The sequence below is a fragment of the Marinovum sp. genome, assembly GCF_034669705.1.
Taxonomy (GTDB): domain Bacteria; phylum Pseudomonadota; class Alphaproteobacteria; order Rhodobacterales; family Rhodobacteraceae; genus Marinovum.
Genome location: NZ_JAXMOR010000009.1, coordinates 66,141 through 91,134, shown reverse-complemented (window position 1 = coordinate 91,134; position 24,994 = coordinate 66,141). Strand labels below are relative to the sequence as shown.

The window sequence follows — 24,994 nt, the reverse complement described above, 5'->3', positions numbered from 1 at the left end:
CCGCCCCTTGACGCTGGCGGCCAAGCCTGAACATGTATACCCCGATCCTTATACTGCGGTGAAGGCCTGCCTTCCCAGCCCCTAACGGCAAAGTTCATCCCATGCTGCTGCTCATCGATAATTACGACAGTTTCACCTACAATCTGGTCCATTATCTGGGCGAACTGGGCACCGAGGTGCAAGTGCATCGCAATGACGCGCTCGACGTGCAGCAGGCGATGGCGCTCAACCCCGCAGGCATCCTGCTCTCGCCAGGGCCCTGCGATCCCGACCAGGCCGGCATCTGCCTCGCGCTGGTCGCGGCCGCGGCAGAGACCGGCCTTCCGCTGATGGGCGTCTGCCTCGGGCACCAGTCGATCGGCCAGGCCTTTGGCGGCAAGGTGGTGCGCTGCCACGAGATCGTGCACGGCAAGATGGGCCGGATGCACCATACCGGCAAAGGCGTCTTCGCCGGCCTGCCCACGCCCTTCGACGCCACCCGCTACCATTCGCTGGTGGTCGAACGCGAAAGCCTGCCAGACTGTCTCGAAGTCACGGCCGAGCTCGAAGATGGCACCATCATGGGGCTGCAGCACAAGACCCTACCGATCCACGGGGTGCAGTTCCACCCGGAATCGATCCGCTCGGAACATGGCCACGCGCTGCTGCGCAACTTCACCGACCTGATGAAGGTGCCGGCATGAGCGATCGCCTGAAGCCGCTGATCGGTGCTGCCGCCGACCGCCCGCTGACCCGCCAGGAGGCCGAGGACGCCTTCGACATCCTGTTCGCGGGCGAGGCCACGCCGAGCCAGATCGGCGGGCTTCTGATGGCGCTGCGCACCCGCGGCGAGACGGTCGAGGAATATGCCGCCGCCGCCTCGGTGATGCGTGGCAAGTGCCACCCGGTCAAGGCGCCGGTGGGGGCGATGGACATCGTCGGCACCGGCGGCGACGGCAAGGGCACGCTCAATATCTCGACCGCCACCGCCTTCGTGGTGGCCGGCGCCGGGGTGCCGGTGGCCAAGCACGGCAACCGCAACCTGTCGTCGAAGTCCGGCGCGGCGGATGCGCTGACCCAGATGGGCGTGAACGTCATGGTCGGGCCAGAGGTGGCCGAACGCGCCCTGGCCGAGACCGGCATCTGCTTCATGATGGCGCCGATGCACCACCCCGCCATTGCCCATGTCATGCCCACAAGGCAAGAGCTCGGCACCCGGACGATCTTCAACATCCTCGGGCCGCTGACCAACCCGGCCGGGGTCAGGCGACAGCTCACCGGCGCGTTTTCCCGCGATCTGATCCGGCCGATGGCCGAGACCCTGCTCGCCCTGGGCTCCGAGCGCGCCTGGCTGGTACACGGTTCCGACGGCACCGACGAGCTGTCGATCGCCGGCGTCAGCTGGGTCGCCGCCCTCGAGAACGGCGCGGTCGCCGACCGCGAGATCCACCCCGAGGACGCCGGCCTGCCGGAACATCCCTTCGAGGCAATCCTCGGCGGCGCGCCCGAGGCCAATGGCCGCGCCTTCGCCGCACTGCTCGACGGCGAGCTCTCGGCCTATCGCGACGCGGTGCTGCTCAATGCCGCCGCGGCGCTGGTGGTGGCCGAGACGGCGCCCGACCTGAAAACCGGCGTCGAACTGGCCGCGCAATCGATCGACAGCGGTGCCGCCAAGGCCCGGATCATCGCGCTGGCCCAGGCCACCCAGGGCCCATGAGCCGCCCTGACGACCTGCCCGAGCAAACGTCGCGCCAAGCATCGGAGCAAGGGTCCAAGCAGGGGCGCGGCCCGGTGCCCGTCCGATCGTCTGGCCAAGCTCAGGACCACTCGACGGGCCAGCCATCAGACCAAGGCACCAACCCAGCGCGTGGCTATTCGCCGGTCCGAGTGTCTGGCCACTCTCCGGACCACAGGCCCGGCAACACGCCGAACCAGACCTCGGACAATGCGCGCGACAACCAGTCCTCATCCAGACCCGAGACTGAATCAGAACTCAGCGCCCACCCACTGACCGGGTGGCACGTGCCTCAGGCCTGGTCTCACCTGCCGTTCTTTGCCCGGTCATGGCCTTCGGTCCAACAGGCATTGCAGTCCGACCCGCGCGTCATCCTGCCCCCGGCATCGCAGACCTTCGCAGCCCTCGAGGCCTGCCCGCCGGACAAGGTCCGGGTGTTGATCCTGGGGCAGGATCCCTATCCGACGCCCGGCCATGCCCATGGGCTTGCCTTCTCGGTCGAGCCCGATGTCGCGCCGTTGCCCCGTTCGCTGCGCAACATCTATACCGAGATGGCGGCGGACCTCGGCCAATGCCCCGCCAACGGCGACCTGCGTTTCTGGACCGACCAGGGCGTCCTGCTGCTCAACACAGCGCTCAGCGTGCCGACGGGCGAGGCCGGCGGCCACCTCAAGCTCGGCTGGTCCGACTTGACCACCGACATCCTGGCCGAGCTCGACCGATCGCCCCGCGCCCTTCTGCTCTGGGGCAAGCCGGCGCAAAAGCTTGGCGCCCGGCTGACCCATCCGCAACACCTCCGCATCGAGACCGCGCATCCCTCGCCGCTCTCGGCCCGGCGTGGATTTTTCGGCTCGCGGCCCTTTAGTCGGGTCAACGAGTGGCTTAAGAAGCAAGGCACCCCCGCGATAGACTGGACAGGCAGATGACCCAGACCGTTCTCGACAAGATCAAGGCCTACAAGCTCGAAGAAATTGCCGCCGACAAGGCCACGACCCCGCGTTCTGCCGTCGAAGACGCCGCCCGCGCCGCCGGCCCGACGCGCGGTTTCGCCGAGGCTTTGCGACACGCCTCACGCACCGGCTATGGGTTGATCGCCGAGGTCAAGAAAGCGTCGCCGTCAAAGGGACTGATCCGCGCCGATTTCGATCCCGCGGCGCTTGCCCGAGCCTATGAGACCGGCGGCGCAACCTGTTTGTCCGTATTGACCGATACCCCCTCCTTTCAAGGCGCCAAGAGTTTCCTCACCGAAGCCCGCAACGCCACCAGCTTGCCGGCACTTCGTAAAGATTTCCTTTACGACACCTATCAAGTCGTCGAAGCTCGCGCGCTTGGGGCCGATTGCATCCTGATCATCATGGCCAGCGTCTCCGATGCGCAGGCGCAAGAGCTTGAGGACGCGGCCATGTCCTGGCACATGGATGTGCTTATAGAGGTACATGACGGCGCCGAGCTCGAGCGCGCACTTTCACTGAAGTCGCCCCTGCTCGGCGTAAACAACCGCAATCTCAAGACCTTCGAGACCACTCTTGAGACCACGCGCGAGCTCTCGAAGCGTATTCCCGAGGATCGGATCCTTGTCTCCGAAAGCGGTCTCACCAGCCCGGCAGATCTCGCCGACATGGCCAGCTACGGCGCCCGCACCTTTCTTATCGGCGAGAGCCTGATGCGGCAGCATGACGTCGCCGCTGCCACCCGCAGCCTCTTGGCCACCCCGGTGCCCGCCCATGGCTGACCTCACGCACTTCGACGCCAAGGGTGACGCCCATATGGTCGATGTCTCTGAGAAGGCGGTCACTTCACGCATCGCCACCGCCGAAGGTCACATCAAGATGTCGCGCGAAACCTTTGATATCATTATGGAAGGTCGCGCGAAGAAAGGTGACGTCATCTCGGTGGCACGGCTTGCCGGGATCATGGGCGCCAAGCAGACGTCAGCGCTCATTCCGTTATGTCATCCTCTTCCGATCGCCAAGGTTGCCGTTGACCTGACGCCGGATGCGGACCTCCCTGGTCTGCGGCTGACCGCGACGGTCAAGACCACCGGCCAGACCGGGGTTGAAATGGAGGCGCTGACAGCCGTGTCGGTCACTGCCCTCACGGTCTATGACATGGCCAAGGCAGTGGACAAGTCGATGGAGATCGGCGGCATTCGCGTGACCTTGAAAGACGGCGGAAAATCAGGACGTTACGAAGCGAAATGATAGCGATTTCCGAGGCTCTCGATCACCTGTTCGCGCTTGCGCCCAGCCTGTCCACCGAAGAACTGTCGCTGTTGCAAGCCTCTGGGAGAGTTCTCGCGAAAGACGCAGTGTCCACCCGCGATCAGCCTCCCTTCGCCGCCTCTGCCATGGATGGGTATGCGATTGCAGCCGCCGAGGCGCGGCCCGGCGCGCGCTTCGCTGTTATCGGCGAATCCGCTGCCGGTCATCGCTTTGACGGCGCAGTCAGTTCTGGTCAGGCTGTGCGCATCTTCACCGGGGCACCGGTCCCCGTCGGCGCCGATCGAGTGATCATTCAGGAGGATGTCGTGCGGCAGAACGACATGATCCAGCTTCGTGACAATCTCGACAGCGGCATGCATATCCGACCGGCCGCCGGAGACTTCAAAGCCGGTTCACGCCTCAAGGCGCCGCGCCGACTGAGACCCGAAGACATCGCGCTGCTGGCATCAATGAACGTGGCGAAAGTCACAGTTGCACGACAGCCAAACGTGGCGCTCATCTCGACCGGCGACGAACTTGTCATGCCGGGCGAGACACCCGGACCGGATCAGATTATCGCCTCGAATACGCTCGGACTACATGCGCTTCTGCGCAATCTTGGCGCGGCACCCCGGCTTCTGCCGATTGCCAGCGACACCAGGACATCGCTTGCCCAGACACTCGACCTTGCTGCCGACGCCGATTTGATCGTCACCATCGGCGGGGCAAGCGTGGGCGATCATGACCTCGTGGCCGAAGTCACGGCCGAACGCGGCATGGAGCGCGCGTTCTACAAGGTTGCCATGCGCCCGGGCAAGCCCCTGATGGCGGGACGTCTAGGCGCGGCCATGATGCTTGGCCTGCCGGGCAATCCGGTGTCGGCCATGGTCTGCGGCCATGTCTTTCTCGCTCCGGTCATCCGCGCCATGACCGGCCTTCCGGCGCAGGCCGCCCCCCGCGCAGCAGCACCGCTGGCCATCGACATTGCCGCAAATGGCCCGCGCGAGCATTACATGCGTGCCAGGCTGGCCCCTGACGGCATCGCGCCCTTCGCCGCCCAGGATTCCGCCCTCCTTCACGTTCTCTCGCAAGCCAACGCACTTCTGGTCCGTCCGCCCAGAGACAGGGCGCGCAAAGCCGGCGAGATGATGGAGTATATTTCACTAGGAAGTTAAGAAATTCTTAGTCGCTTCAAACGATTTTAGCAGTATTCTCCGCAGTTTATCGACGGGACCGTTGACACAAAACGGGAACATGCGTAGAACAAAAGGCAATCACATCACGTTGAAGGGCGAGAGACATGCTGACGAAGAAGCAACTGGACTTGCTGGATTTCATTAACAGGCGCATTCAAAGTGACGGTATTCCGCCCTCCTTCGACGAGATGAAAGAGGCGCTCGACCTTCGGTCGAAATCCGGCATCCACCGGTTGATCACCGCGCTCGAGGAACGTGGGTTCATCCGGCGGCTCGCGCACAAGGCACGTGCGCTGGAAATCGTCAAATTGCCCGAATCCCTCGGTGGTGCCCCGACCGCGGCGACACAGGGCTTTCCGCCGCAGGTGATCGATGGCGGCAGGCCGGGTCCACGGGGCGCGCAGGGCGGTTCGATGCATGTGACCGAACTGCCGGTGATGGGCAAGATCGCGGCCGGCGTACCGATCGAAGCGATCAGCCACGCGTCGCACTCCGTTGCAGTGCCCGGCCAGATGCTGCGGCATGGGTCGGAGCACTACGCGCTTGAGGTTCAAGGTGATTCCATGATCGACGCCGGAATTAACGATGGCGATGTCGTGGTAATCCGGGAAACCGACATTGCCGATAACGGGGATATCGTGGTCGCGCTGATCGAGGGTCAGGAGGCGACGCTGAAGCGTTATCGTCGCGCCGGCGGCGGTGCAATTGAGCTTGAGGCCGCCAATCCGGCGTATGAAACCCGCGTCGTGCCCGAGAACAAGCTGCGAGTGCAGGGCCGGCTCGTCGGATTGATCCGGACCTATTGAGTTTAGGGAGTCCACAGGCGTCGGCCGCTGCGCTCTGCCACTGTGGTCACCACGGGAGTACCATCGACAAACGCGAGCGCCAGCGCTCCGGAGTCGCGGAGGTTTTCTGGCGTAAAGATGAGACAGTCGTCAGGCAGAAGGCCCGGTGTGTTAAAAACCACCACATCCGCACCGGCGCAGCCTGGAAAGTCAGCCCGGGCGCGTTTCCCGGAGATATGCCAAAGGGTGCCGCCGCCCGGCAATCTGGCCATGGCCCGCCCGCTCTGCACGTCCCAGCCTGAGACACTTGGCCAGCGACCGGCAGCGCCAACCTGGTCGGTTCCGTCGCCGTCGTTCTCAAGCCAGACCTGAGCAACGAAACCGGCGCCGCGCGGTCGGCTCAACGCCCGTCCCTCGGCGGACAGGAGTCCGACGAGGCTGCCGGTATCGTCGATCAGCACGTCCGGTCTCTCGGTGTCAGCCCAAAGCGACAGGGCGGCAACGATCGGCAGGGCCCCCAACGCGGCGAGACGACCGCGCCAGAGCATGGCGACGAGGCTGCCTCCCGCCATGAGCGGTAGAACCCAGGGCCCCGGCGCCGTCACATGGCGCAGCGCGCCGTCCCAGCCTGAGATCTCGTGCGCTACGGTCAGGACCCAGGCAAGTCCCCGGCCGAGGAGCCAGAGTGCCGGACCCTCTAGGCCAAGGGGGGCGAGGCAGGCGGCGACCACTGCCGAGGGCATCACCAACACGCCCATCAGCGGGACGGTAGAGAGGTTTGCCAACAGCCCCCATTGGGCAATGCGGTTGAAATGGGCGGCGGCGACCGGCGCGGTGGCAAACCCCGCCACCGCCGAGGACAACATGACCGCGACCACGGCCCAGAGCCAGCGCGGCATCACCTGCGGGGCGCCGCGCAGCCGTGAAAATACCGCGACCAGGGCGGTCGTCGCGGCAAAGGACATCTGGAACCCGGGACCAAGCAAGGCCTCGGGCCGCAGGATGAGCACGATCATCGCCGCCACTGCCACCGCCCTCAGGCTGATCGCCCGTCGGTCGAGCAGAATCGCCACCAGGGCCACCGCCACCATGACAAAGGCGCGCTCGGTCGCGACATTGCCGCCCGACAGCGCGAGATACCCGGCGGAGGACAAAAGCGCAGTGACGGCCGCGATCTTGCGAACCGGCACGCGCAACGCCAGCGGCGGCACCATGACCAGCGCCAGCCGGACCGCACCGAAGACAAAGCTCGCCAGAAGCCCCATATGCAGGCCGGAGATGGCCAGCAGATGCGCCAGGTTGGTGTCGCGCAGCGCCTGCTTGGTGGCTTCTCCCATATGCGAGCGGTCGCCGGTGGTGATCGCGGCGGCGAAGGCGCCGACCTCGCCGGGCAGCGCCGCCTGCACCGCGCCTGACAACCGCATGCGCAGGGCAAACACCGGTTGATCGCCATCAGGCAGAGCGCTGGCCAGAAGCGGTACACGGGCATAGCCCACCGCACCGATCTTGAGAAACCAGGCATGGCGGCGGAAGTCGAACCCACCGGGCTCGACCGGGCCCTGCGGCGGCGACAGGTGGCCGGTGGTCATCACCCGCAGGCCCGGCTCCAGTGTGGTGCCCGGCGGGCCGTGCAGGGAAATGCGCACCCGTTCGGGCGTGTCGCGCACCCGGCGCAGGCGCACCTCGTCGAGCGTCAGCCGCAAGGCGCCCGAGGCAGAGCGGTCAATTCCGATGACCCGCCCCTCGATCGGGCCGTAGTAGCGGAAATCCAGCACCGGCGCCGCCACCATTTGGGCCCGCGCGCCGGCCAGAACCACCCCTGCCGCGAGCAGACCAAGCGCCACGAGGCCGGGCCCGAGCAGAGGCCCGGCCCGCCAGGCCGCGAGAAAGGCGCCTGTCGCCGAGAGACCCAGCAGGACGAGCAGCCAGGACGCCGGCTCTTGCCGCAGGCCAAAGTAGACCCCGATGCCAAGGCCCAGCATCACCGGCGACCAGGGCATCAGCGCGCCCCGCTGGGCGAGGATCACCTGTCCGACTGCGTGCCACATCCTCATGCTTGTTCCCGCCCGCTGCGGAGGGTAATCAGGCCCCAAGCTATCCCGCCATGGTTATCGAAAGGTTAACGGCCCCCATGTCCGACGTCTCTCCGGTGGTGACCCGTTTCGCCCCCTCGCCCACAGGTTTCCTTCACATCGGCGGCGCCCGCACCGCGCTGTTCAACTGGCTCTATGCCCGCGGCCGCGGCGGCAAGTTTCTGCTGCGGATCGAGGATACCGACCGCGCGCGGTCGACGAAGGAAGCCACCGATGCGATCCTGCGCGGGCTTGACTGGCTGGGTCTCGACCACGACGGCGAGGTGATCAGCCAGAACGCCCGCGCCGACCGCCATGCCGAAGTGGCGCATCAGCTGCTGGCCGAGGGCAAGGCCTACAAGTGCTTCTCGTCGCAGGACGAGATCGCCGCCTTCCGCGAGGCGGCCAAGGCCGAGGGCAAGTCCACCCTGTTCCGCTCGCCATGGCGCGAGGCCGATCCGGCGGGCCACCCCGATGCGCCCTACGTCGTGCGCATCAAGGCACCGCAGGACGGCACCACGGTGATCCGCGATCAGGTGCAGGGCGACGTCACCATCCGCAACGATCAACTGGATGACATGGTGCTGCTGCGCTCAGACGGCACGCCGGTCTACATGCTGGCGGTGGTGGTCGACGATCACGACATGGGGGTCACCCATGCGATCCGCGGCGACGATCACCTCAACAATGCCGCCCGGCAGATGATGATCTACCAGGCGATGGGCTGGGAGGTGCCGGTCTGGGCGCATATCCCGCTGATCCACGGGCCCGACGGCAAGAAGCTGTCGAAACGTCACGGCGCGCTCGGGGTCGAGGAATACCAGGCCATGGGCTATCCGGCCGCCGGCGTGCGCAACTACCTGGCGCGGCTGGGCTGGAGCCACGGCGACGACGAATTCTTTACCGACGCCCAGGCCGTGGAATGGTTCGGGCTCGACGGGATCGGCAAATCACCGTCGCGGTTCGACTTCAAGAAACTGGAAAATCTTTGCGGCCAGCATATTGCCGTGTCAGACGATGCTGCACTGCTGCAAGAATTGCAGGCATATCTGGCCGTCAGCGGGCAGCCACCGCTGAGCGAGGCGCAGGAGACAAAAATGCTCAGCGCCATGTACTGCCTCAAGGAACGCGCGAAGACCTTCCCAGAACTCATTGAAAAGGCTCATTTTGCCCTGACAGATGCGCCGGTCCAACCAGACCAGAAGGCGGCCAAGGCCCTCGACGATGTATCCCGTGGTATACTGGACAGATTGACGCCGCAGTTGCAAAATGCTAGCTGGTCGCGGGAAGAGTTGGAGGCGGTCACAACCCGGGTCGGCGAGGAGCTCGGGATCAAATTCGGCAAGATGGCGGGCCCGCTCAGGGCCGCACTGGCCGGGCGCACGGTGACCCCCAGCGTCTTTGACATGATGCTGGTACTGGGCAAGGACGAGACTATCCTGCGACTGACCCAGGCCGCGAAGAATGCCGGTTGAGGGTGCATTTACCGATTGACCGTCACGTGACTTTACAGATTGCCGAGGCAGGATTGCGCGGCTCAAGGACGAAGGGATGACCATGGCAGACAGCAAACAGACCGCGAAGCTCACGATTGGCGATCAGAGCTATGAGCTCCCGATCCACAGCCCCACCGTCGGGCCGGACGTGCTCGACATCCGCAAGCTCTATGGCCAGGCGGGTGTCTTCACCTATGATCCGGGCTTCACCTCGACGGCGGCCTGCGACTCCACCATCACCTATATCGACGGCGAAGAGGGCGTGCTGCTTCACCGCGGCTACCCGATCGACCAGCTGGCCGGCAAATCGCATTACCTCGAGGTCTGCTTCCTGCTGCTCTACGGCAACCTGCCGACGGCGACAGAGCTTGAGGATTTCGAGAACCGGGTGACCAAGCACACCATGCTGCACGAGCAGATGCAGTACTTCTTCCGCGGCTTCCGCCGCGATGCGCACCCGATGGCGATCATGGTGGGCGTGGTGGGCGCGATGTCGGCGTTCTACCATGACTCGACGGACATCAACGACCCGTGGCAGCGCGAGGTCGCCTCGATCCGGCTGATCGCCAAGATGCCGACGATCGCGGCCTGGGCCTACAAGTACCACACCGGCCAGCCCTTCGTGTATCCGCGCAACGATCTCGACTACGCGTCGAACTTCCTGCGCATGTGCTTCTCGGTTCCGGCCGAGGAATACGAGGTCAACCCGATCCTCGCCCGCGCGATGGACCGGATCTTCACCCTGCACGCCGATCACGAGCAGAACGCCTCGACCTCGACGGTGCGTCTGGCCTCGTCGTCCGGCGCCAACCCGTTTGCCTGTATCGCGGCCGGCATCGCCTGCCTCTGGGGGCCTGCACATGGCGGCGCCAATCAGGCCTGCCTCGAGATGCTCAAGGAAATCGGCTCGCCCGAGAACATCCCCGAGTATATCGCACGCGCCAAGGACAAGAACGATCCGTTCCGCCTGATGGGCTTTGGCCACCGGGTCTACAAGAACTTCGACCCGCGCGCGACGGTGATGAAACAGTCCGCCGACGAGGTGCTCGACCTGCTTGGCGTCGAGAACAACCCGGTGCTGGCGACCGCCAAGGCGCTGGAAGAGGCGGCGCTGAACGATCCCTATTTCGCCGAGAAGAAGCTCTTCCCGAACGTCGATTTCTACTCCGGCATCATCCTCGAGGCGATGGGCTTCCCGACCTCGATGTTCACCCCGATCTTTGCGCTGTCGCGCACCGTGGGCTGGGTGAGCCAGTGGAAGGAAATGCTGACCGATCCGCAGAACAAGATCGGCCGTCCGCGCCAGCTTTATCGCGGCGAGACCGAGCGCGATTACGTGGACATCGAAAAGCGCTGAGACCGGCGCGTTTGACCTGTTGGAAGGCGTCCCTGTTGTCGGGGGCGCCTTTTTCGTGGGCGTCGCGTATCTGGCTGGCTGCGGGAGCCTCCGGCGGGAGTTTATCTGGCAAGATGAAGCCTGGGAGCGGGTCCCTGGCTTCCTTGGGTCGATAAATATCCGGGGGTGAGTGGTGCCGTCATGAGGGACATAGCCCCGTTCTGGCTCACATGTGGATGGCGCGGTCGAAGGCGTCGAGCACGCTTTCGTGCATCATCTCGCTCAGGGTCGGATGCGGGAAGACGGTGTTCATCAGGTCCTCCTCGGTGGTCTCGAGCTGGCGGGCGACGATGTAGCCCTGGATCAGTTCGGTCACCTCTGCCCCCACCATATGCGCGCCGAGCAGCGCGCCGGTCTTGGCGTCGAAGACCGTCTTGATCAGCCCCTCCGGCTCGCCGAGCGCGATCGCCTTGCCGTTGCCGATGAAGGGGAAGCGCCCGACCTTGATGTCGTGGCCGGCCTCTTTCGCCTGCGCCTCGGTGAGGCCGACAGAGGCGATCTGCGGCTGGCAATAGGTGCAGCCGGCAATCGCCTCTGGGTCGACCGCATGCGGGGTGCCGCCGGCGATCAGCTCGGCCACCATGACCCCCTCGTGGCTGGCCTTGTGCGCCAGCCAGGGCGCGCCGGCGAGATCGCCGATCGCGTAGAGCCCCTCGATGCCGGTGCGGCAGTGGCGGTCGGTGACCACGTGGCTGCGTTCAACCTTGACGCCCAACTCCTCGAGCCCGAGGCCCTCGGTATTTCCGGCGATGCCCACCGCCGAGATCACCGTGTCGAAATCCTCTTTCGTCACCTTGCCGCCCTGCTCGATATGGGCGGTGACGCTGCCCTTGGAACGGTCGAGCTGTTTCACCATCGCCTTTTCGCGGATCACCATGCCCTGTTTCTCGAAGGCTTTTTTGGCGAAGGCCGAGATCTCGGCGTCTTCGACCGGCAGGATGCGGTCCAGAACCTCGACCACGGTCGTCTCGGCGCCCAAGGTATTGTAGAAGCTGGCAAATTCGATGCCGATGGCGCCCGAGCCCACGACCAGCAGCTTTTTCGGCATGCGCGGCGGGGTCAGCGCGTGCTTGTAGGTCCAGACCAGATCGCCGTCGGCCTCGAGCCCCGGCAGCTCGCGGGCGCGGGCGCCGGTGGCGAGCACGATGTTCTTTGCGGTCAGCTCCTCGGTGCCGCCGTCGGTCTTGACGGTGACCTTGCCCTTTGCCGGCAGGGTCGCCGTGCCCATGACGGTGGTCACCTTGTTCTTCTTCATCAGATGGCCGATGCCGGCGTTGAGCTGTTTCGCCACCCCGCGCGAGCGTTTGACAACGGCGTCGAGATCGAAGCTCACCCCCTCGGCACTGAGCCCGTAGGCTGCGGCGTTCTGCATCTGGTGAAGGATCTCGGACGAGCGCAGCAGCGCCTTGGTCGGGATGCAGCCCCAGTTGAGGCAGATGCCGCCCATGTGCTCGCGTTCGACGATCGCCACCTTGAGGCCCAGCTGCGCGCCGCGGATGGCGGCGACATAGCCGCCGGGCCCGGCCCCGATTACAATCATGTCAAAGCTCTGGCCTGCCATTCAAGCGCCCTCCCCGGCTGGTGTCGGGGAACGCTAGCCCAAGGCCCGGCGGGCTTCAATCACCCTGCGCTCAGCTCGCCTGCTCGAGTTCCTGCAGCGTCTCGCCATAACCGCCCTCGGCCATGAAGGCCTGTTCCGGCGCGGTGGCGCGGCGCGACAGCGCCTCGTTGCGATAGGGAAAGCGGCCGAACTTGCGGATGATCTCGCGGTGCACGCGGGCGTGCAGCAGGTTGCCATCGGCATCCGGCATCCGCTCGGCCATCAGCCGCACGCAGCGCTCCTGATCGCAGAGGTTCTCGGAATGCATCAGCGGCAGGTAGAAGAACTGCCGCGCAGGCGGGTCGATCCTGAGGTCATAGCCCTTGGTGATCGCGCTCTTGGCCGCGGCCAGGGCCAGCCGGTCCGAGCTGAAGGCCCGGGCCTCGCCGCGGAACATGTTGCGCGAGAACTGGTCGAGCAGGATCAGATAGGCCAGGGTGCCGCTGGGATAGGTCAGCCACAGCCCGTAGCGCCCCTCCATCGCGCCGGTCCAGGCCGCCTCGAACCGCTCTCGGATCGTCGCGTCAAGCGCCGCGTCGGCCCTGTACCAGCCCTCGGGGCCAATTTCGTCCAGCCAAAAGGCCAGAATATCCTCGGGTGCTGCCATCTCTGGTCTCCTTGCGTTCACCCCCGTGATCTTCACGGTACCGGATGTTTCCGCAGAGTGTGTTCACGATTTGCGACAGAGTTAACACTTTATTCAGATTTTTCATCCTCTTCGGCCTCGGCAACGGCGTATTCCTGCGCGAATTCGACCGCGACCATGGTCGCCGAGGGGGCGACCGGCGCATAGGAGGTGGTCTCTTCCACCTGCACCGCGGGGCGCACCATGGCGCGATAGGCCGCATAGGCCGACATCAGGATCATCAGCGCGCCGATGTAGAGGAAATAGCCCGTCGGGCCGAAGAACCCCATTGCCCAGCCGGTGATCAGCGGGCCCGAAATGGCGCCGACACCGTTGATGAAGATCATCCCGCCGGAGGCCGCGGCCATATCCTCGACCTGCAGGTAGTCGTTGGTATAGGCCATCAGCAGCGAATAGAGCGGGTTCGACATGCCACCGATCATGAAGGCCGCCACCAGCAGCACCGGGAAATACCCGCCGGTCAGCGCGCCCAGAAGCGCGCCAAGGCCGCAGACCAGCGCCGCGCCGAGGATCAGCATCCGCCGGTCCATCCGGTCCGACAGCCAGCCCAGCGGGTATTGCACCACCAGCGCGCCGATATAGAACGCCGAGACGAACATCGAGATCTGGCCCAGCGACAGCCCCGTCTCGGCGCCATAGACCGCCGCCATGCCGAACTGTGCCGAGAACACGCCGCCCAGCAGGAACATGCCGACGCAGCCCAGCGGCGAGATGGCATAGAGTTCGCGCAGGCTCAGCGGCTTGGTGGTGTCAAACGCCGGCGTCGGCGAGATCGACAGCAGGATCGGCGCGAAGGAGATCGAGACCAGCACCGAGATGATGACGAAGAGCGCATAGCCCGACGGGTCCGCCACCAGGAGCAGGCCCTGTGCGGCAACGATGCCCACCATCTGGACAATCATGTAGGCCGAGAGCGTCTGGCCGCGGGTCTCGTTGGTGGCGGCGTTGTTGAGCCAGCTTTCGGCGGTGACATAGACGCCGGAGAAGCAGAAGCCGATGATCACCCGGCCGAGCGTCCAGGCGATCGGGTGGGTCAGCGCCGGGTAGAGGATCAGCACGGCGGAAATGAACGAGCCCAGCGCCGCAAAGACGCGCACATGGCCGACCCGGCGGATCATTTCCGGCGCCATGCGCGAGCCGCCGAGGAAGCCCACGAAATAGGCCGACATCACGATCGACATCTCGAGCGTCGAGAAGCCCTCGATCTCGCCCCGGACGCCGAGCAGCGTGCCCTGCAGACCGTTGCCGACCATCAACAGCATGATACCCAGGAGCAACGCCCAGGCGTTCGAGACCACGGCCATCATCGGCTCATCCCCTTCGCTTCCGGCACCCTAGCGCCGGTTCGGTGTCAACGCTGGCCCGAAAGCGACTCAATGCGGGCGTCCGGTGACGCCTCTCAGATTAGCTTTGCGGGATCAAGAGCGAGGCATCGCCGTAAGAGAAAAAACGGTAGCCCCCGGCGATCGCGTGATCGTAGACCCGGAGGATGCACTCCCGGCCCATCAGCGCCGCCACCAGCATCATCAGGGTCGAGCGTGGCAGGTGGAAATTGGTCATCAGCGCATCGGTGACGCGGAACCGGAACCCGGGATAGATGAAGATGTCGGTGTCGCCCTGCCAGGGCCGGATCGCGCCGGTGTCGCGCGCCGCGGTCTCGATCAGCCGCAGCGCGGTGGTGCCGACCGGGATCACCCGGCCGCCGGCGGCTTTCGTCGCCGCGATCTCGGCGGCGGCGGTCTCGCTGACCTCGCCCCATTCGGCGTGCATCTTGTGGGTGGTCACATCGTCGACCTTGACCGGCAGGAAGGTGCCGGCGCCCACATGCAGCGTGACCTTGGTGAAGGCGATCCCCCTGTCGCGCAGCGCCGCCAGCAGCGCCGCGTCGAAATGCAGCGAGGCGGTGGGGGCGGCCACCGCGCCGCTGCGCGCGGCCCAGACGGTCTGGTAATCCTCGCGGTCGCGGTCGTCGGCCGGGCGCAGCGCCTCGATATAGGGCGGCAGGGGCATGGCGCCGGCCTCGGCCAGGGCGGTGTCGAAATCCTCGCCCGCAAGGTTGAAGCGCAAGAAGCCCTGCCCCTCGGCGCGCCGTTCCATCACCGCCGAGAGCGCATCAGAGAAGCGGATCACCTCGCCATCAGCCACCTTCTTCAGCGGCTTGATCAGCGCCTGCCAAGTGCCATCGGCCTGCGGCTCGAGCAGCGTCACGCCGATCCGCGCCTCGGTCGGCCCCTGCGCGCCGTCGCGCGCCCGAGTACCCGAAAGCCGCGCCGGGATCACCCGCGTGTCATTGAGCACCAGACGGTCGCCGGGCCGCAGCCAGTCCGGCAGGTCGAAGACATGGGCATCGGTGACACGCGCGCCCTCGGCCACCAGCAGCCGTGCAGAGGAGCGCGGCCGCGCCGGGCGGGTGGCGATACGGTCTTGCGGCAGGTCGAAATCGAAATCGGAGAGTTGCATGCGCCTGCTCTAGCCGAGCGTGCGCGCCGGGGCAATCGGCGGGTCTTGCATCCGCGGGTCAAATTGCTAGCGTCCGGGCAAACGTCAGGAGTGTGAACATGTCCCCCGATTTCGACGAGATCATCGACCGCCGCGGCACCCATTGCTCGAAGTGGGATGCGATGGAGGGTCATTACGGCGTCTCGCCCGAGGATGGTATCGCGATGTGGGTGGCCGACATGGACTTCCGCCCGCCGCAATCGGTACAGGCCAAGCTCGAGGCGCTGGTGGCCCATGGCGTCTATGGCTACTTTGGCGATCCCTCGGCCACCAATGCCGCCGTCGCCTGGTGGATGCAGGAGCGCCATGGCTGGCAGATCGAGGAGAGCTGGATCCGCTATACCCCCGGCGTGGTCACCGGTGCCGCGCTGTGCATCCATGCGTTTTCCGAGCCCGGTGACGGCATCGTGGTGATGTCGCCGGTCTATCACGCCTTCGGCCGGATCATCCGCGCCGCGCGCCGGGTGGCGGTTGAATGCCAGCTGGCGGATCGAAACGGCCGCTACGAGATGGATTTCGACGCCTGGGATGCGCAGATGACCGGCCGCGAGAAGGTGCTGCTGCTGTGTTCGCCGCACAACCCCGGCGGCCGGGTCTGGACGGCCGAAGAACTGCGCGGCGTGGCCGACTTCTGCGCCCGGCACGATCTGGTGCTGGTGTCGGACGAGATCCATCAGGACATCGTCTTTCCCGGCCAAAGGTTCCTCGCCACCGACCTGGCCGCGCCAGAGGCCCGCGAGCGGCTGGTCGTGCTGGGCGCCACCTCGAAGACCTTCAACCTCGCCGGCCATCACACCGGCCATGCGATCATCCCCGACGACAAGCTGCGGCAGGCCTATTCCGCCGCCATGGCGGGACTGGGGATCTCGGGCAACGCCTTTGGCATGCACATGATCGAGGCCGCCTACAGCCCCGAGGGGGCGGACTGGGTCGATGCGCTGGTCGACTATCTCGACGGCAACCGCCGGCTGATCGACGCGGGGCTGAACGGGCTGCCGGGGGTGCGCTCGATGCCGCTGGAGGCGACCTATCTGGCCTGGGCCGATTTCAGCGGCACCGGGATGGGGCACGAGGAGCTCTTGCGCCGGGTGGAAAAGCAGGCCCGGATCGCGGTGAACCACGGTCCGACCTTCGGCAAGGGCGGCGAGAGCTTCCTGCGGTTCAATTTCGCCACCCCGCGGGCGCGGGTAGAGGAGGCGGTGGCGCGGCTGCAGACGGCGTTCAGCGATTTGCAGTAGTCGGGTTGCTCTGGTGGCCTCGTAACTGAGGTAGTGAGAGGTGCCAACCCGGCACCCAACGCTGGCAATATGAGGTCGAGGCGAAGCTCCGGCCCGGAACAAGGCCGAAGGCCGCCGGTCTCTCGGCGTTTGCATAGCAGACGCATGCCGACAGCACTTTGCATGCAAAGTGCGAGAGGCCAGCGGCTGCCCGCCCCGTCGCACCGCGTCGATGATCGTTGCACGCCTTTGGCGTGACGGGCTGCTGCCTTGGCTGCCGCAGGCCGTGCCTTTCGAGGTTCTACGGGAGGTGCCGGGATAAACTGCCTTACTAGAACCGTCACGGCGGCACGCCGCTGGCCCGGCTCGTGGTGGGGCCGTCGCCCATTGTGCAGCCATGCGCAGGGCTTGCGCGGTCGTTCCGGTGTTGCCTGCGAATTTAATGGCTATGTCTTCTGTCAACTAAGGAGGATGACATGGGACTTCTGATTGACGGCGAATGGCACGACCAAGGGTACGACACCGAGAAGACCGGCGGCGCCTTCAAGCGTTCCTCCGCGAAATTCCGCCACTGGATCACCAGCGACGGCAGCCCCGGCCCCAGCGGCGAGGGCGGCTTTCCGGCCGAGAGCGGCCGCTATCACCTCTATGTCAGCCTCGCCTGCCCCTGGGCGCATCGCACGCTGATCTTCCGGAAGCTGAAAGGGCTCGAGGACCACATCGGCGTTTCGGTGGTCCACCCAGACTTGCTCACTGACGGCTGGGAGCTGGACGCCGCCTATCCCGGTGCCACCGGCGACCGGCTCTACGACCTGCCCTACCTGCGCGACATCTACCTCAAGGCCGATCCCAAGGTCTCGGGCCGGGTTACGGTGCCGGTACTCTGGGACAAGGTGCGCAAGACTATCGTCTCGAACGAGAGCGCTGAGATCATCCGGATGTTCAACGGCGCCTTCGACGAGATCACCGGCAACCACGACGACTACTGGCCAGAGGATCTGCGCGGTGAGATCGAAGAGGTCAACGACCGGATCTATGACACCTTGAACAACGGCGTCTACAAGGCCGGTTTCGCCACCTCGCAGGAGGCCTATGACGACGCGGTGCACCCGCTGTTCGACACGCTCGAATGGCTGGAGGACCGGCTGGGCCGGAACCGCTACCTGATGGGCGACCGGCAGACCGAGGCTGACTGGCGGCTCTTTGCCACGCTGGTGCGCTTCGACCATGCCTACCACGGCCACTTCAAGTGCAACCGTGCGCGGATCGTCGACTTCCCCAACCTCTGGGCCTACACCCGAGAACTCTACCAGGTGCCCGGCGTGGCCGAGACGGTGGATTTCGACCATATCCGCCGCCACTACCACTACAGCCAGGACAGCATCAATCCGGACCGGATCGTGCCGATCGGCCCCGAGATCGACTTTGACGCCCCTCACGGGCGCGACAGTTCGCTTCCCGTGGCGGCGTGATGTTCGACCAGCGCCGCCAGATCCTCTGGCGGCGTGGTACAGGGCAGCAGGGCGGCGGCATTGCCAAAGAACTGGAAGATCGAGCCGTCCGAGAAGAAGCCGGCATTGGTGACAAAGATGACCCGCGCCTCTGGCTGGCGGTAGGACGCGAAATCGGCCACCGTCAACGCAATGCCGCCAGCGAGATCGAGGTTGAGGATGATGACCTCGAAATCGGTATCGGTCAGCGCCTGGATCGCCGCGCCTTCGGCATCGACCAGAACCACCCGGGCGCTCAGACGCTCGAGATGTCGGGTCCAGATCAGGCCGAGCGCCGGATTGGCTTCCACGATGAGTACATGCATGCTTGTGACCTCGACGCTATTGGCCTTGCCCGCAATCCCGGCCCTGCCCGGGCAACCTGCCCTGCCAAGGACACCGGTACTGAAGACCAGCCCTGCCAGATTTCGCAATTGGTCCCCGCCATCAGACGGTATCCCGACGCGGACCCAACCGTGACAGGGGCTATGCATGGACACTGCCCTTCGACAGGCCGTGTCAGCCCCTCGCGCCCATGGCTATCAGCCTCTGCCCTATTCCTTAACAAGTGATTAACTTTGACGAATTTTTGTAAAACGGCCGGTCGGTCCCGGCGCGCCCCGCGCCGCGCCCGTCTGGTTCGCGCTTGTGACCCCGGCCCTGGCTGCTAGGTTGCGCGGGACAGTTTCTCAGTCAGAGGGTCCTTCATGAACGTTTCCCGCAGCGCGGCCGTGCTGGCCTGCGCCCTTGCCCTGTCCTCGCCCGCCCAGTCCACCTCGGCCATGGATCAGGCGTGCGGCGGCACGTTTTCCCAGTTCGTCGCCGACCTGAAATCCGAGGCCGCCGAAAAGGGCCATTCGGTCACGGCCATCGACGGCTTCTTCGCGAACGTGCGGCAGGACCCTGAGGTGCTGCGCGCCGACCGGCGGCAGGGCGTGTTCCAGATGCCGTTTACCGACTTCGCCCGCCGGCTGATCAGCCAGAACCGGATCGACAACGGCAAGGCCAACGCGCGGCGCTACGCCGAGGTCTTCGACCGGATGCAGCGCGATTACGGCGTCTCGCCCGGCGTTCTGCTGGCCTTCTGGGCCTTCGAGACCGACTACGGACAGGTCCAGGGCGATTTCAACACGCTGAACGCGCTGGTGACGCTGAGCCACGACTGCCGCCGGCCCGAGCTGTTCCGGCCGCAGGTCTTTGCCGCGCTCGAGCTCTACGAGCAGGGCAGTTTCGACCCGCGCACCACCACCGGTGCCTGGGCCGGCGAGATCGGCATGGTGCAGATGCTGCCCGAGGACATCCTGACCAATGGCGTCGACGGCGATGGCGACGGCAAGGTCAGCCTCAAGACCTCGGCCCCCGATGCGCTGCTGTCGGGTGCCAACATGTTGCGCGACCTGGGCTGGCGCGCCAATGAGCCCTGGCTGCAGGAGGTGACGGTGCCGTCCGATCTCGACTGGTCGCTGACCGGGCTGGACCAGCCGCGCCCGGCCTCTGAGTGGCAGGCGATGGGCGTGCGGGTGCGCGAGGGCACCGCCGCCGATCTGCCCGCCGCGCTGGTGCTGCCGCAGGGGCGGCGGGGGCCGGCCTTCTTTGCCTATCCGAACTTCAACGTCTATTTCGAGTGGAACAAGAGCTTCGTCTATGTGCTCACCGCTGCCTATTTCGCCAACCGGCTGGAAGGCGCCGCCGTGTTCAATGCCGGCACTCCCGAGCCGGGGCTCGAGGGCGAAGAGATGAAACAGCTGCAACGCAAGCTGCAGGCGCGCGGGTATGACGTGGGCGAGATCGACGGCATCCTCGGCGCCGGCACCCGCGACGCGGTGCAGAAGGTGCAGCAGGAGCTGGGGATACCGGCAGACGCCTGGCCGACGCGGGCGTTGCTGAACCGGCTCTGACCGGGGCCCGCGCGCGCATCCCCGGTCCTTCGGCGACCGGGGGCGCGCTTCGCGGACGGGCCCGAAAACCCAACGCCCATTGCCTTTGCGCGCCGCCGTCCTACTTGCGGTGGACCTCTTGCAACAAGGCAGACACCCTCCGTGGAACATGTTTCGATCGACCTTTGGGCCGCAAATCTTCAACCTGCGGTGCCCGACCTGCAGACCTGGCTCGCCCAGCTCGACGCCCGCGCCGCGCAGACAGCGGCCCGCGGCGCGCAGATGCTGGTGCTGCCGGAGTTCGCCTGCGCCCAGTGGCTGAGCTTTGCCCCGCTCGACATGGTCCCGGCGCAGACCCTCTCCTACCTGGCCGAAACCGGGGCGCTCGCGCTTGACGCCATCGCCGCGATGGCCGCGCGCCACGGCGTCTCGATCCTGCCGGGCACCATTCCCTGTGCCGCGCCGCCGGTCAAGGGCGCACCGGCCTTCTTCAACCGCGCCTGGCTGCTGACCCCGGAGGGCGGGCGCCACACCCAGGACAAGCTGAGCCTCACCCCGCTCGAGGCACAGGGCGCCGGTGGCACCACCGCGCCGGGCGAGAGCATCAACGTGATCGAGTGGAACGGCCTGCGGCTGGCGATGATCATCTGTCTCGACAGCGAGTTCACCGACCTCTGGTCGCGGCTGGGCGCGCTCGATCTCGACCTCGTCATCATCCCGGCCAAGACCGACATGATCACCGGCTACAACCGGGTCTTCGGCTGTGCCAGGGCGCGCGCGATCGAGTTGCAGACCGCCGTCTGCGTGCTGGGCGCGGTGGGCGTGCCCTTTGGCCAGCCGCTGACCGACACCGGTGTCGGCGGGGCCAGCGTGTTCCTGCCCTGCGACGTCAATGTCTCGCTCGACGGCACCCATGCGGCGCTGGCGCCGCAAACCGCCGCGATGATGACCGACCCGGTGCTGATGGCCCGCGACATCCCCACCGGCGCCTGCCGCCGGCTGCGCAACGGTCAGGCCGAGGCCGAGGTCTGCCCGGCGCTGTGGAGCGCGGGTCACCTTGAGGTCAGCGACCCCAAAGCCGCCTGACCCCGAAGCCTGCCGCTACGTCAGAATAGCGACCGCCCTGCCCTGTCCCTATCTGCAAGGGGACAGGGCAAAGGGGCATTGCGATGAAACTGACCGTGGATGGCGTGGCCCATGAGGTGGATGTCGAGGCCGACATGCCGCTGCTCTGGGTGCTGCGCGACGAGTTGAAGATCAAGGGCGTCAAATACGGCTGCGGCATCGCCCAATGCGGCGCCTGCACCGTGCATCTGGATGGCGAGGCCGTGCGGTCCTGCCAGATCTGGGCCGAGGATGCCGAAGGCGCCGAAATCACCACCATTCAAGGGCTGGGCCAACCGCAAGCGCTGCACGCAGTGCAGGCCGCCTGGGTCGCGCATCAGGTGGCGCAATGCGGCTATTGCCAGTCCGGCCAGATCATGCAGGCCGCGGCCCTGCTGGCCGAGGATCCCGACCCCAGCGACGCGGTGATCGACGATGTGATGTCGGGCAACCTCTGCCGCTGCGGCACCTATCCCCGCATTCGCGCCGCGATCCACACCGCCGCCGCCACCCTCAGGGAGGCGTGAGATGGGCCGGCTGAAGACCTACTCCCGCCGCGCCTTTCTGGTGGGCTCCGTGGCCGTGGCCGGCGGCGTGGCCTTTGGCATCTATGCGGTGCGCACACCGCATGAGAACCCGCTGGACGGGGCGCTGGCCGAAGGCGAGGTCGCGCTTACGCCTTACCTGCGGCTCGATGCCGAGGGTGTGACGCTGATCACCCCGCGCGCCGACAAGGGGCAAGGCGCCTATCACGTTCAGGCAGCGCTGCTGGCCGAAGAGCTGGACCTCGACCTCGCGCAGGTGCGCGTCGATCCCGGCCCGCCGGGCGCGGCCTACTGGAACACTGCGCTCGCGGCCGAGGCGGCGGAGTTTTCGGTGCCCTCGGCCGGGCTGATGCGCAATGTCGCCGAAACCGCCGTCGGCGCGGTGATGAAGATGATGGGCATGCAGATCACCGGCGGCTCGACCACGGTGCCAGACCAGTTCGACAAGCTGCGCAGCGCCGCCGCCTCGGCCCGCGAAACCCTGAAAGCCGCCGCCGCAAAACAGGAGGGGCTCGACGCCAGCGCGCTCCGCACCGAAAACGGCACGGTGATCCTGCCGGACGGCCGCGCCCTGCCCTATGCCGCGCTGATCCCGGCGCTGGCCGGGGTCGACGTGGTACAGGACGTGGCCCTGCGCCCACCCGCCGACTGGCGCTATCTGGGCAAGCCGATGCAGCGGATCGACATGCTGGCCAAGAGCACCGGCACGCAGGTCTATGGCATCGATCTCGAGATCGACGGCATGGTGCATGCCGCCGTCAAGCTGAACCCGGCACAGGGCGGCGCGCTGCTGGGGTATGACGCCACCGAGGCCGAGAAGCTGCGCGGCGTGCAGGCAGTGCTGCCGGTGACTGGCGGCGTGGCGGTGGTGGCCGACAACACCTGGCGCGCTTTTCGCGCGGCCGAAGCGGTGGTGGCGGAATGGGGCCCGTCCGAGATGCCCGCCAGCATGGACGACCACTGGCAGGCGCTGGCCGCGGCCTTCACCCGCGACCGGCAGGACAGCCGGCAGCGCGACGACGGCGATATCGAGACCGCGCTGGCCGGGGCCGAGGTGATCGAGGCCGAGTACCGCGCGCCCTATCTCGCCCATGCGCCGCTCGAGCCGATCTCTGCCATCGTGCGCGTTGAGGATGGCAAGGCCGAGGTCTGGACCGGCACGCAGGTCCCGCGCTTCGTTCAGAAAAACGTCGCCGCGATTGCCGGGATCGCGCCAGAGGACGTGACCCTGCACGTGCAAATGATGGGTGGCTCCTTTGGCCACAGGCTCGAGGACGAGGTGGTCAAACGCGCGGCGGAGGTGGCGGTGCAGATGCCCGGCGTGCCGGTCAAGCTGACCTATTCGCGCGAAGAGGACATGACCCACGACTTCCCCCGCCAGATCGCCATGGCGCGGCTGCGTGGTGCGGTATCGGGCGGCAAGGTCACCGCTCTGGACCTGGATATCGCCAGCCCCTCGGTGATGGTGTCACAGATGGGCCGTCAGGGCATTTCGGTGCCCGGCCCAGACAGCCAGATCGTCTCGGGCGCCTGGAACGCGCCCTTTGCCATTCCGCACCACCGGGTTACCGGCTACCGCGCGCCGGAGCTGGCGCCGGTCTCGTCCTGGCGTTCGGTTGGCGCTTCGCATGCCGGCTTCTTCCACAATGCCGCGCTTGACGAGTTGATCCATGCCGCCGGTGCCGACCCACTGGAAGAGCGGCTGCGGCTCTGCAACGACCCGCTGGCGCGGCAGGTGCTCGAGGCGGTGGCCGAGATGAGCGATTGGCAGGGCGTGCTGGGCGAAGGCCGCGGCCGCGGCGTGGCGCTGACCACGAGCTTTGGCGTACGCTGCGCCGAGGTGGTGGAGGTGCGCGTGACTGACGACGGGATCAAGCTGGAAAACGTCTGGGTCGCCGCCGAGGTCGGCCGCGTGCTCGATCCGGTGAACTTCGAGAACCTGGTGCAGGGCGGCGTGATCTTTGCGCTGGGGCATGCGATCCACGGCGAGATCACCTATGAGGACGGGATCGCTCAGCAGTCGAACTATGACGGCTACCCGGCGATGCGGCTCTCTCAGGCGCCTGAGATCGCGGTGCGCGGGCTGGAGAACGGCGACAATATCCGGGGCATCGGCGAGCCCCCGGTGCCGCCCGCCGCCCCGGCGCTGGCCGGCGCGATCTTTGCCGCCACCGGGACCAGGCTGCGCGAGATGCCGTTCGCAAAATTTGTCGCGTTCGCCTGAGGCTCAGCGCCGGGGACAGGCGGTGACGATCGCCAGCCCGACGATCAGCAGCGCCGCGCCGGCGAGTTTCGACGGCGTCAGCGCCTCGCCCACCACCACGGTGGCCAGCCCCCAGGCTGTCAGCGGCTCGATCAAGGCCAGGGTCACCGCGGTCGAGGCCGCGACCCGGCCGAGCCCCCAGGTGTAGAGCGCATAGGAGACGCCAGTCGCGCACAGCCCGAGGAACGCCACCGCCGGCCAGACGCCGGGTGCCGCGAGCCAGCCCAGCGGCGCGACCCAGAACACCGGCAGCACCGCGACCGCAGCGACGGTGAAAGTGGCGGCGGCGACAGTGGCCGAGGGTGCCGACTGGCTGATGCGGCTGGTGATCAGCGAATAGCCGGCATAGGCCGCGCCGCTCAGCGCCGCGAGGGTGACGCCGAAGACCGAGCCCGCGCCGCCGGCGCCCGACATCACCAGAAGCGCCGCGCCGCAGATCGAGATCGCCTGGCCCAGGGCGCGCCTCCGGTCGGGCAACTGGCGGCGGATCAGCCCCTCATAGGCGGTCACCCAGAGCGGCGCCGAGCCGATCGCGATGGCAGTGCCGACGCCCACGCCGGTTTCCAGAACTGACCAGAAGAACAACAGGTTGTAGAGCCCGATCGCGAGCCCGGCGACAACCACACCGGCCAGCGGCAAGGCCCGGACCGCCCGCCGGCTCTCGACCCGAAGCGCCGCCAGACCGATCAGCGCGGCGGCGCCAAAGGCCAGCCGCAGGGCAGCGACCACCAGCGGCTCCTTGCCGTCCGGCAGGAGCGCCTGCACCGTACCCGTGGTGCCCCAAAGCGCCGCCGCCGCGATCACCGCGGCGATGCCCAATGCCCGTCCGCCCTGTGTCATGCCCTGCCCCGTCCCGTCTGCCCGCGCTGACTACACGCGGCCCGGCGGCGCGG

22 protein-coding genes are annotated in these 24,994 nt (G+C 66.6%); 15 read left to right on the top strand and 7 right to left on the bottom strand.

What is annotated here, in order from left to right:
• Window positions 1-101 precede the first annotated feature (101 nt).
• From VOI27_RS08855 to lexA, 7 genes are all read left to right on the top strand, one after another.
• Entirely contained in the window at window positions 102-683 is a 582-nt protein-coding gene (locus VOI27_RS08855; protein WP_323764967.1) for an aminodeoxychorismate/anthranilate synthase component II, read from the top strand.
• Window positions 680-1,696, top strand: a complete 1,017-nt coding sequence (gene trpD / locus VOI27_RS08850; protein WP_323764966.1) for an anthranilate phosphoribosyltransferase — start codon at window positions 680-682, stop codon at window positions 1,694-1,696. Before VOI27_RS08855 ends, trpD begins: the two co-directional genes overlap by 4 nt.
• Window positions 1,697-2,064: 368 nt before the next feature.
• Entirely contained in the window at window positions 2,065-2,640 is a 576-nt protein-coding gene (locus VOI27_RS08845) for a uracil-DNA glycosylase (RefSeq protein ID WP_323764965.1), read from the top strand.
• The gene (gene trpC / locus VOI27_RS08840) at window positions 2,637-3,446 is read left to right on the top strand and encodes an indole-3-glycerol phosphate synthase TrpC (protein ID WP_323764964.1); all 810 of its coding nucleotides are present in this window, start codon (window positions 2,637-2,639) and stop codon (window positions 3,444-3,446) included. Before VOI27_RS08845 ends, trpC begins: the two co-directional genes overlap by 4 nt.
• The gene (gene moaC, locus VOI27_RS08835; protein ID WP_323764963.1) at window positions 3,439-3,915 is read left to right on the top strand and encodes a cyclic pyranopterin monophosphate synthase MoaC; all 477 of its coding nucleotides are present in this window, start codon (window positions 3,439-3,441) and stop codon (window positions 3,913-3,915) included. The genes trpC and moaC overlap by 8 nt, the downstream gene beginning before the upstream one ends.
• A complete protein-coding gene (gene glp, locus VOI27_RS08830; protein WP_323764962.1) occupies window positions 3,912-5,090 on the top strand; it encodes a gephyrin-like molybdotransferase Glp in 1,179 nt (392 codons plus the stop codon). Before moaC ends, glp begins: the two co-directional genes overlap by 4 nt.
• Before the next feature lie 125 nt (window positions 5,091-5,215).
• The gene (lexA, locus tag VOI27_RS08825) at window positions 5,216-5,917 is read left to right on the top strand and encodes a transcriptional repressor LexA (RefSeq protein WP_323764961.1); all 702 of its coding nucleotides are present in this window, start codon (window positions 5,216-5,218) and stop codon (window positions 5,915-5,917) included.
• Between the two features lie 2 nt (window positions 5,918-5,919).
• Here lexA and VOI27_RS08820 read toward each other — a convergent pair whose 3' ends face one another.
• Window positions 5,920-7,950, bottom strand: coding sequence for a ComEC/Rec2 family competence protein (locus tag VOI27_RS08820; protein WP_323764960.1), 2,031 nt, complete (start codon window positions 7,948-7,950; stop codon window positions 5,920-5,922).
• A gap of 77 nt (window positions 7,951-8,027) precedes the next feature.
• Here VOI27_RS08820 and gltX point away from each other — a divergent pair, with 77 nt between their 5' ends.
• Window positions 8,028-9,443 (top strand): glutamate--tRNA ligase, encoded by a 1,416-nt coding sequence (gene gltX / locus VOI27_RS08815; protein ID WP_323764959.1) that lies wholly within the window; start codon window positions 8,028-8,030, stop codon window positions 9,441-9,443.
• An 82-nt stretch (window positions 9,444-9,525) separates the two neighbouring features.
• On the top strand, window positions 9,526-10,821 hold the full coding sequence (gltA, locus tag VOI27_RS08810; RefSeq protein WP_323764958.1) for a citrate synthase: 1,296 nt from the start codon (window positions 9,526-9,528) through the stop codon (window positions 10,819-10,821).
• Between the two features lie 205 nt (window positions 10,822-11,026).
• Here the strand turns inward: gltA and lpdA are convergent, their stop codons facing one another.
• From lpdA to queA, 4 genes are all read right to left on the bottom strand, one after another.
• Entirely contained in the window at window positions 11,027-12,421 is a 1,395-nt protein-coding gene (gene lpdA, locus VOI27_RS08805; RefSeq protein WP_323764957.1) for a dihydrolipoyl dehydrogenase, read from the bottom strand.
• Between the two features lie 70 nt (window positions 12,422-12,491).
• Window positions 12,492-13,067 (bottom strand): DUF924 family protein, encoded by a 576-nt coding sequence (locus VOI27_RS08800; RefSeq protein WP_323764956.1) that lies wholly within the window; start codon window positions 13,065-13,067, stop codon window positions 12,492-12,494.
• Window positions 13,068-13,156: 89 nt separating this feature from the next.
• Window positions 13,157-14,413, bottom strand: coding sequence for an MFS transporter (locus VOI27_RS08795; RefSeq protein WP_323764955.1), 1,257 nt, complete (start codon window positions 14,411-14,413; stop codon window positions 13,157-13,159).
• Between the two features lie 97 nt (window positions 14,414-14,510).
• Window positions 14,511-15,566 (bottom strand): tRNA preQ1(34) S-adenosylmethionine ribosyltransferase-isomerase QueA, encoded by a 1,056-nt coding sequence (queA, locus tag VOI27_RS08790; RefSeq protein ID WP_323764954.1) that lies wholly within the window; start codon window positions 15,564-15,566, stop codon window positions 14,511-14,513.
• Window positions 15,567-15,664: 98 nt separating this feature from the next.
• Here queA and VOI27_RS08785 point away from each other — a divergent pair, with 98 nt between their 5' ends.
• Window positions 15,665-16,843, top strand: coding sequence for a MalY/PatB family protein (locus tag VOI27_RS08785; RefSeq protein WP_323764953.1), 1,179 nt, complete (start codon window positions 15,665-15,667; stop codon window positions 16,841-16,843).
• 455 nt (window positions 16,844-17,298) lie between these two features.
• Window positions 17,299-18,294, top strand: a complete 996-nt coding sequence (locus tag VOI27_RS08780; protein ID WP_323764952.1) for a glutathione S-transferase family protein — start codon at window positions 17,299-17,301, stop codon at window positions 18,292-18,294.
• On the opposite strand, the gene VOI27_RS08775 is transcribed toward VOI27_RS08780, so the two are convergent.
• A complete protein-coding gene (locus tag VOI27_RS08775) occupies window positions 18,258-18,638 on the bottom strand; it encodes a hypothetical protein (RefSeq protein ID WP_323764951.1) in 381 nt (126 codons plus the stop codon). The two genes, VOI27_RS08780 and VOI27_RS08775, sit on opposite strands and share 37 nt — an antisense overlap.
• 381 nt (window positions 18,639-19,019) lie before the next feature.
• Between VOI27_RS08775 and VOI27_RS08770 the strand changes: the two genes are divergently transcribed.
• The 4 genes from VOI27_RS08770 (at window position 19,020) to VOI27_RS08755 (ending at window position 24,062) form a co-directional block, all read left to right on the top strand.
• The gene (locus VOI27_RS08770) at window positions 19,020-20,210 is read left to right on the top strand and encodes a lytic murein transglycosylase (protein ID WP_416374660.1); all 1,191 of its coding nucleotides are present in this window, start codon (window positions 19,020-19,022) and stop codon (window positions 20,208-20,210) included.
• 141 nt (window positions 20,211-20,351) lie between these two features.
• Window positions 20,352-21,275, top strand: coding sequence for a nitrilase-related carbon-nitrogen hydrolase (locus VOI27_RS08765; RefSeq protein WP_323764950.1), 924 nt, complete (start codon window positions 20,352-20,354; stop codon window positions 21,273-21,275).
• Between the two features lie 83 nt (window positions 21,276-21,358).
• The gene (locus VOI27_RS08760; protein WP_323764949.1) at window positions 21,359-21,820 is read left to right on the top strand and encodes a (2Fe-2S)-binding protein; all 462 of its coding nucleotides are present in this window, start codon (window positions 21,359-21,361) and stop codon (window positions 21,818-21,820) included.
• Between the two features lies 1 nt (window position 21,821).
• Complete coding sequence (locus tag VOI27_RS08755) at window positions 21,822-24,062, top strand: xanthine dehydrogenase family protein molybdopterin-binding subunit (RefSeq protein ID WP_323764948.1); 2,241 nt, start codon at window positions 21,822-21,824, stop codon at window positions 24,060-24,062.
• Between the two features lie 3 nt (window positions 24,063-24,065).
• Here the strand turns inward: VOI27_RS08755 and VOI27_RS08750 are convergent, their stop codons facing one another.
• Window positions 24,066-24,941 carry a DMT family transporter gene (locus VOI27_RS08750; protein WP_323764947.1) on the bottom strand — a complete coding sequence of 292 codons (876 nt, stop codon included), beginning with the start codon at window positions 24,939-24,941 and terminating at the stop codon, window positions 24,066-24,068.
• Between the last annotated feature and the right edge of the window lie 53 nt (window positions 24,942-24,994).

Bases quoted from the DNA above. Each gene is read 5' to 3' on its own strand.
- VOI27_RS08855 (WP_323764967.1), top strand. From the start codon at position 102: ATGCTGCTGCTCATCGATAATTACGACAGTTTCACCTACAATCTGGTC.
- trpD (WP_323764966.1), top strand. From the start codon at position 680: ATGAGCGATCGCCTGAAGCCGCTGATCGGTGCTGCCGCCGACCGCCCG.
- trpC (WP_323764964.1), top strand. From the start codon at position 2,637: ATGACCCAGACCGTTCTCGACAAGATCAAGGCCTACAAGCTCGAAGAA.
- moaC (WP_323764963.1), top strand. From the start codon at position 3,439: ATGGCTGACCTCACGCACTTCGACGCCAAGGGTGACGCCCATATGGTC.
- glp (WP_323764962.1), top strand. From the start codon at position 3,912: ATGATAGCGATTTCCGAGGCTCTCGATCACCTGTTCGCGCTTGCGCCC.
- lexA (WP_323764961.1), top strand. From the start codon at position 5,216: ATGCTGACGAAGAAGCAACTGGACTTGCTGGATTTCATTAACAGGCGC.
- VOI27_RS08820 (WP_323764960.1), bottom strand. From the start codon at position 7,950: ATGAGGATGTGGCACGCAGTCGGACAGGTGATCCTCGCCCAGCGGGGC.
- gltX (WP_323764959.1), top strand. From the start codon at position 8,028: ATGTCCGACGTCTCTCCGGTGGTGACCCGTTTCGCCCCCTCGCCCACA.
- gltA (WP_323764958.1), top strand. From the start codon at position 9,526: ATGGCAGACAGCAAACAGACCGCGAAGCTCACGATTGGCGATCAGAGC.
- lpdA (WP_323764957.1), bottom strand. From the start codon at position 12,421: ATGGCAGGCCAGAGCTTTGACATGATTGTAATCGGGGCCGGGCCCGGC.
- VOI27_RS08800 (WP_323764956.1), bottom strand. From the start codon at position 13,067: ATGGCAGCACCCGAGGATATTCTGGCCTTTTGGCTGGACGAAATTGGC.
- VOI27_RS08795 (WP_323764955.1), bottom strand. From the start codon at position 14,413: ATGATGGCCGTGGTCTCGAACGCCTGGGCGTTGCTCCTGGGTATCATG.
- queA (WP_323764954.1), bottom strand. From the start codon at position 15,566: ATGCAACTCTCCGATTTCGATTTCGACCTGCCGCAAGACCGTATCGCC.
- VOI27_RS08785 (WP_323764953.1), top strand. From the start codon at position 15,665: ATGTCCCCCGATTTCGACGAGATCATCGACCGCCGCGGCACCCATTGC.
- VOI27_RS08780 (WP_323764952.1), top strand. From the start codon at position 17,299: ATGGGACTTCTGATTGACGGCGAATGGCACGACCAAGGGTACGACACC.
- VOI27_RS08775 (WP_323764951.1), bottom strand. From the start codon at position 18,638: ATGCATGTACTCATCGTGGAAGCCAATCCGGCGCTCGGCCTGATCTGG.
- VOI27_RS08770 (WP_416374660.1), top strand. From the start codon at position 19,020: ATGAACGTTTCCCGCAGCGCGGCCGTGCTGGCCTGCGCCCTTGCCCTG.
- VOI27_RS08760 (WP_323764949.1), top strand. From the start codon at position 21,359: ATGAAACTGACCGTGGATGGCGTGGCCCATGAGGTGGATGTCGAGGCC.
- VOI27_RS08755 (WP_323764948.1), top strand. From the start codon at position 21,822: ATGGGCCGGCTGAAGACCTACTCCCGCCGCGCCTTTCTGGTGGGCTCC.
- VOI27_RS08750 (WP_323764947.1), bottom strand. From the start codon at position 24,941: ATGACACAGGGCGGACGGGCATTGGGCATCGCCGCGGTGATCGCGGCG.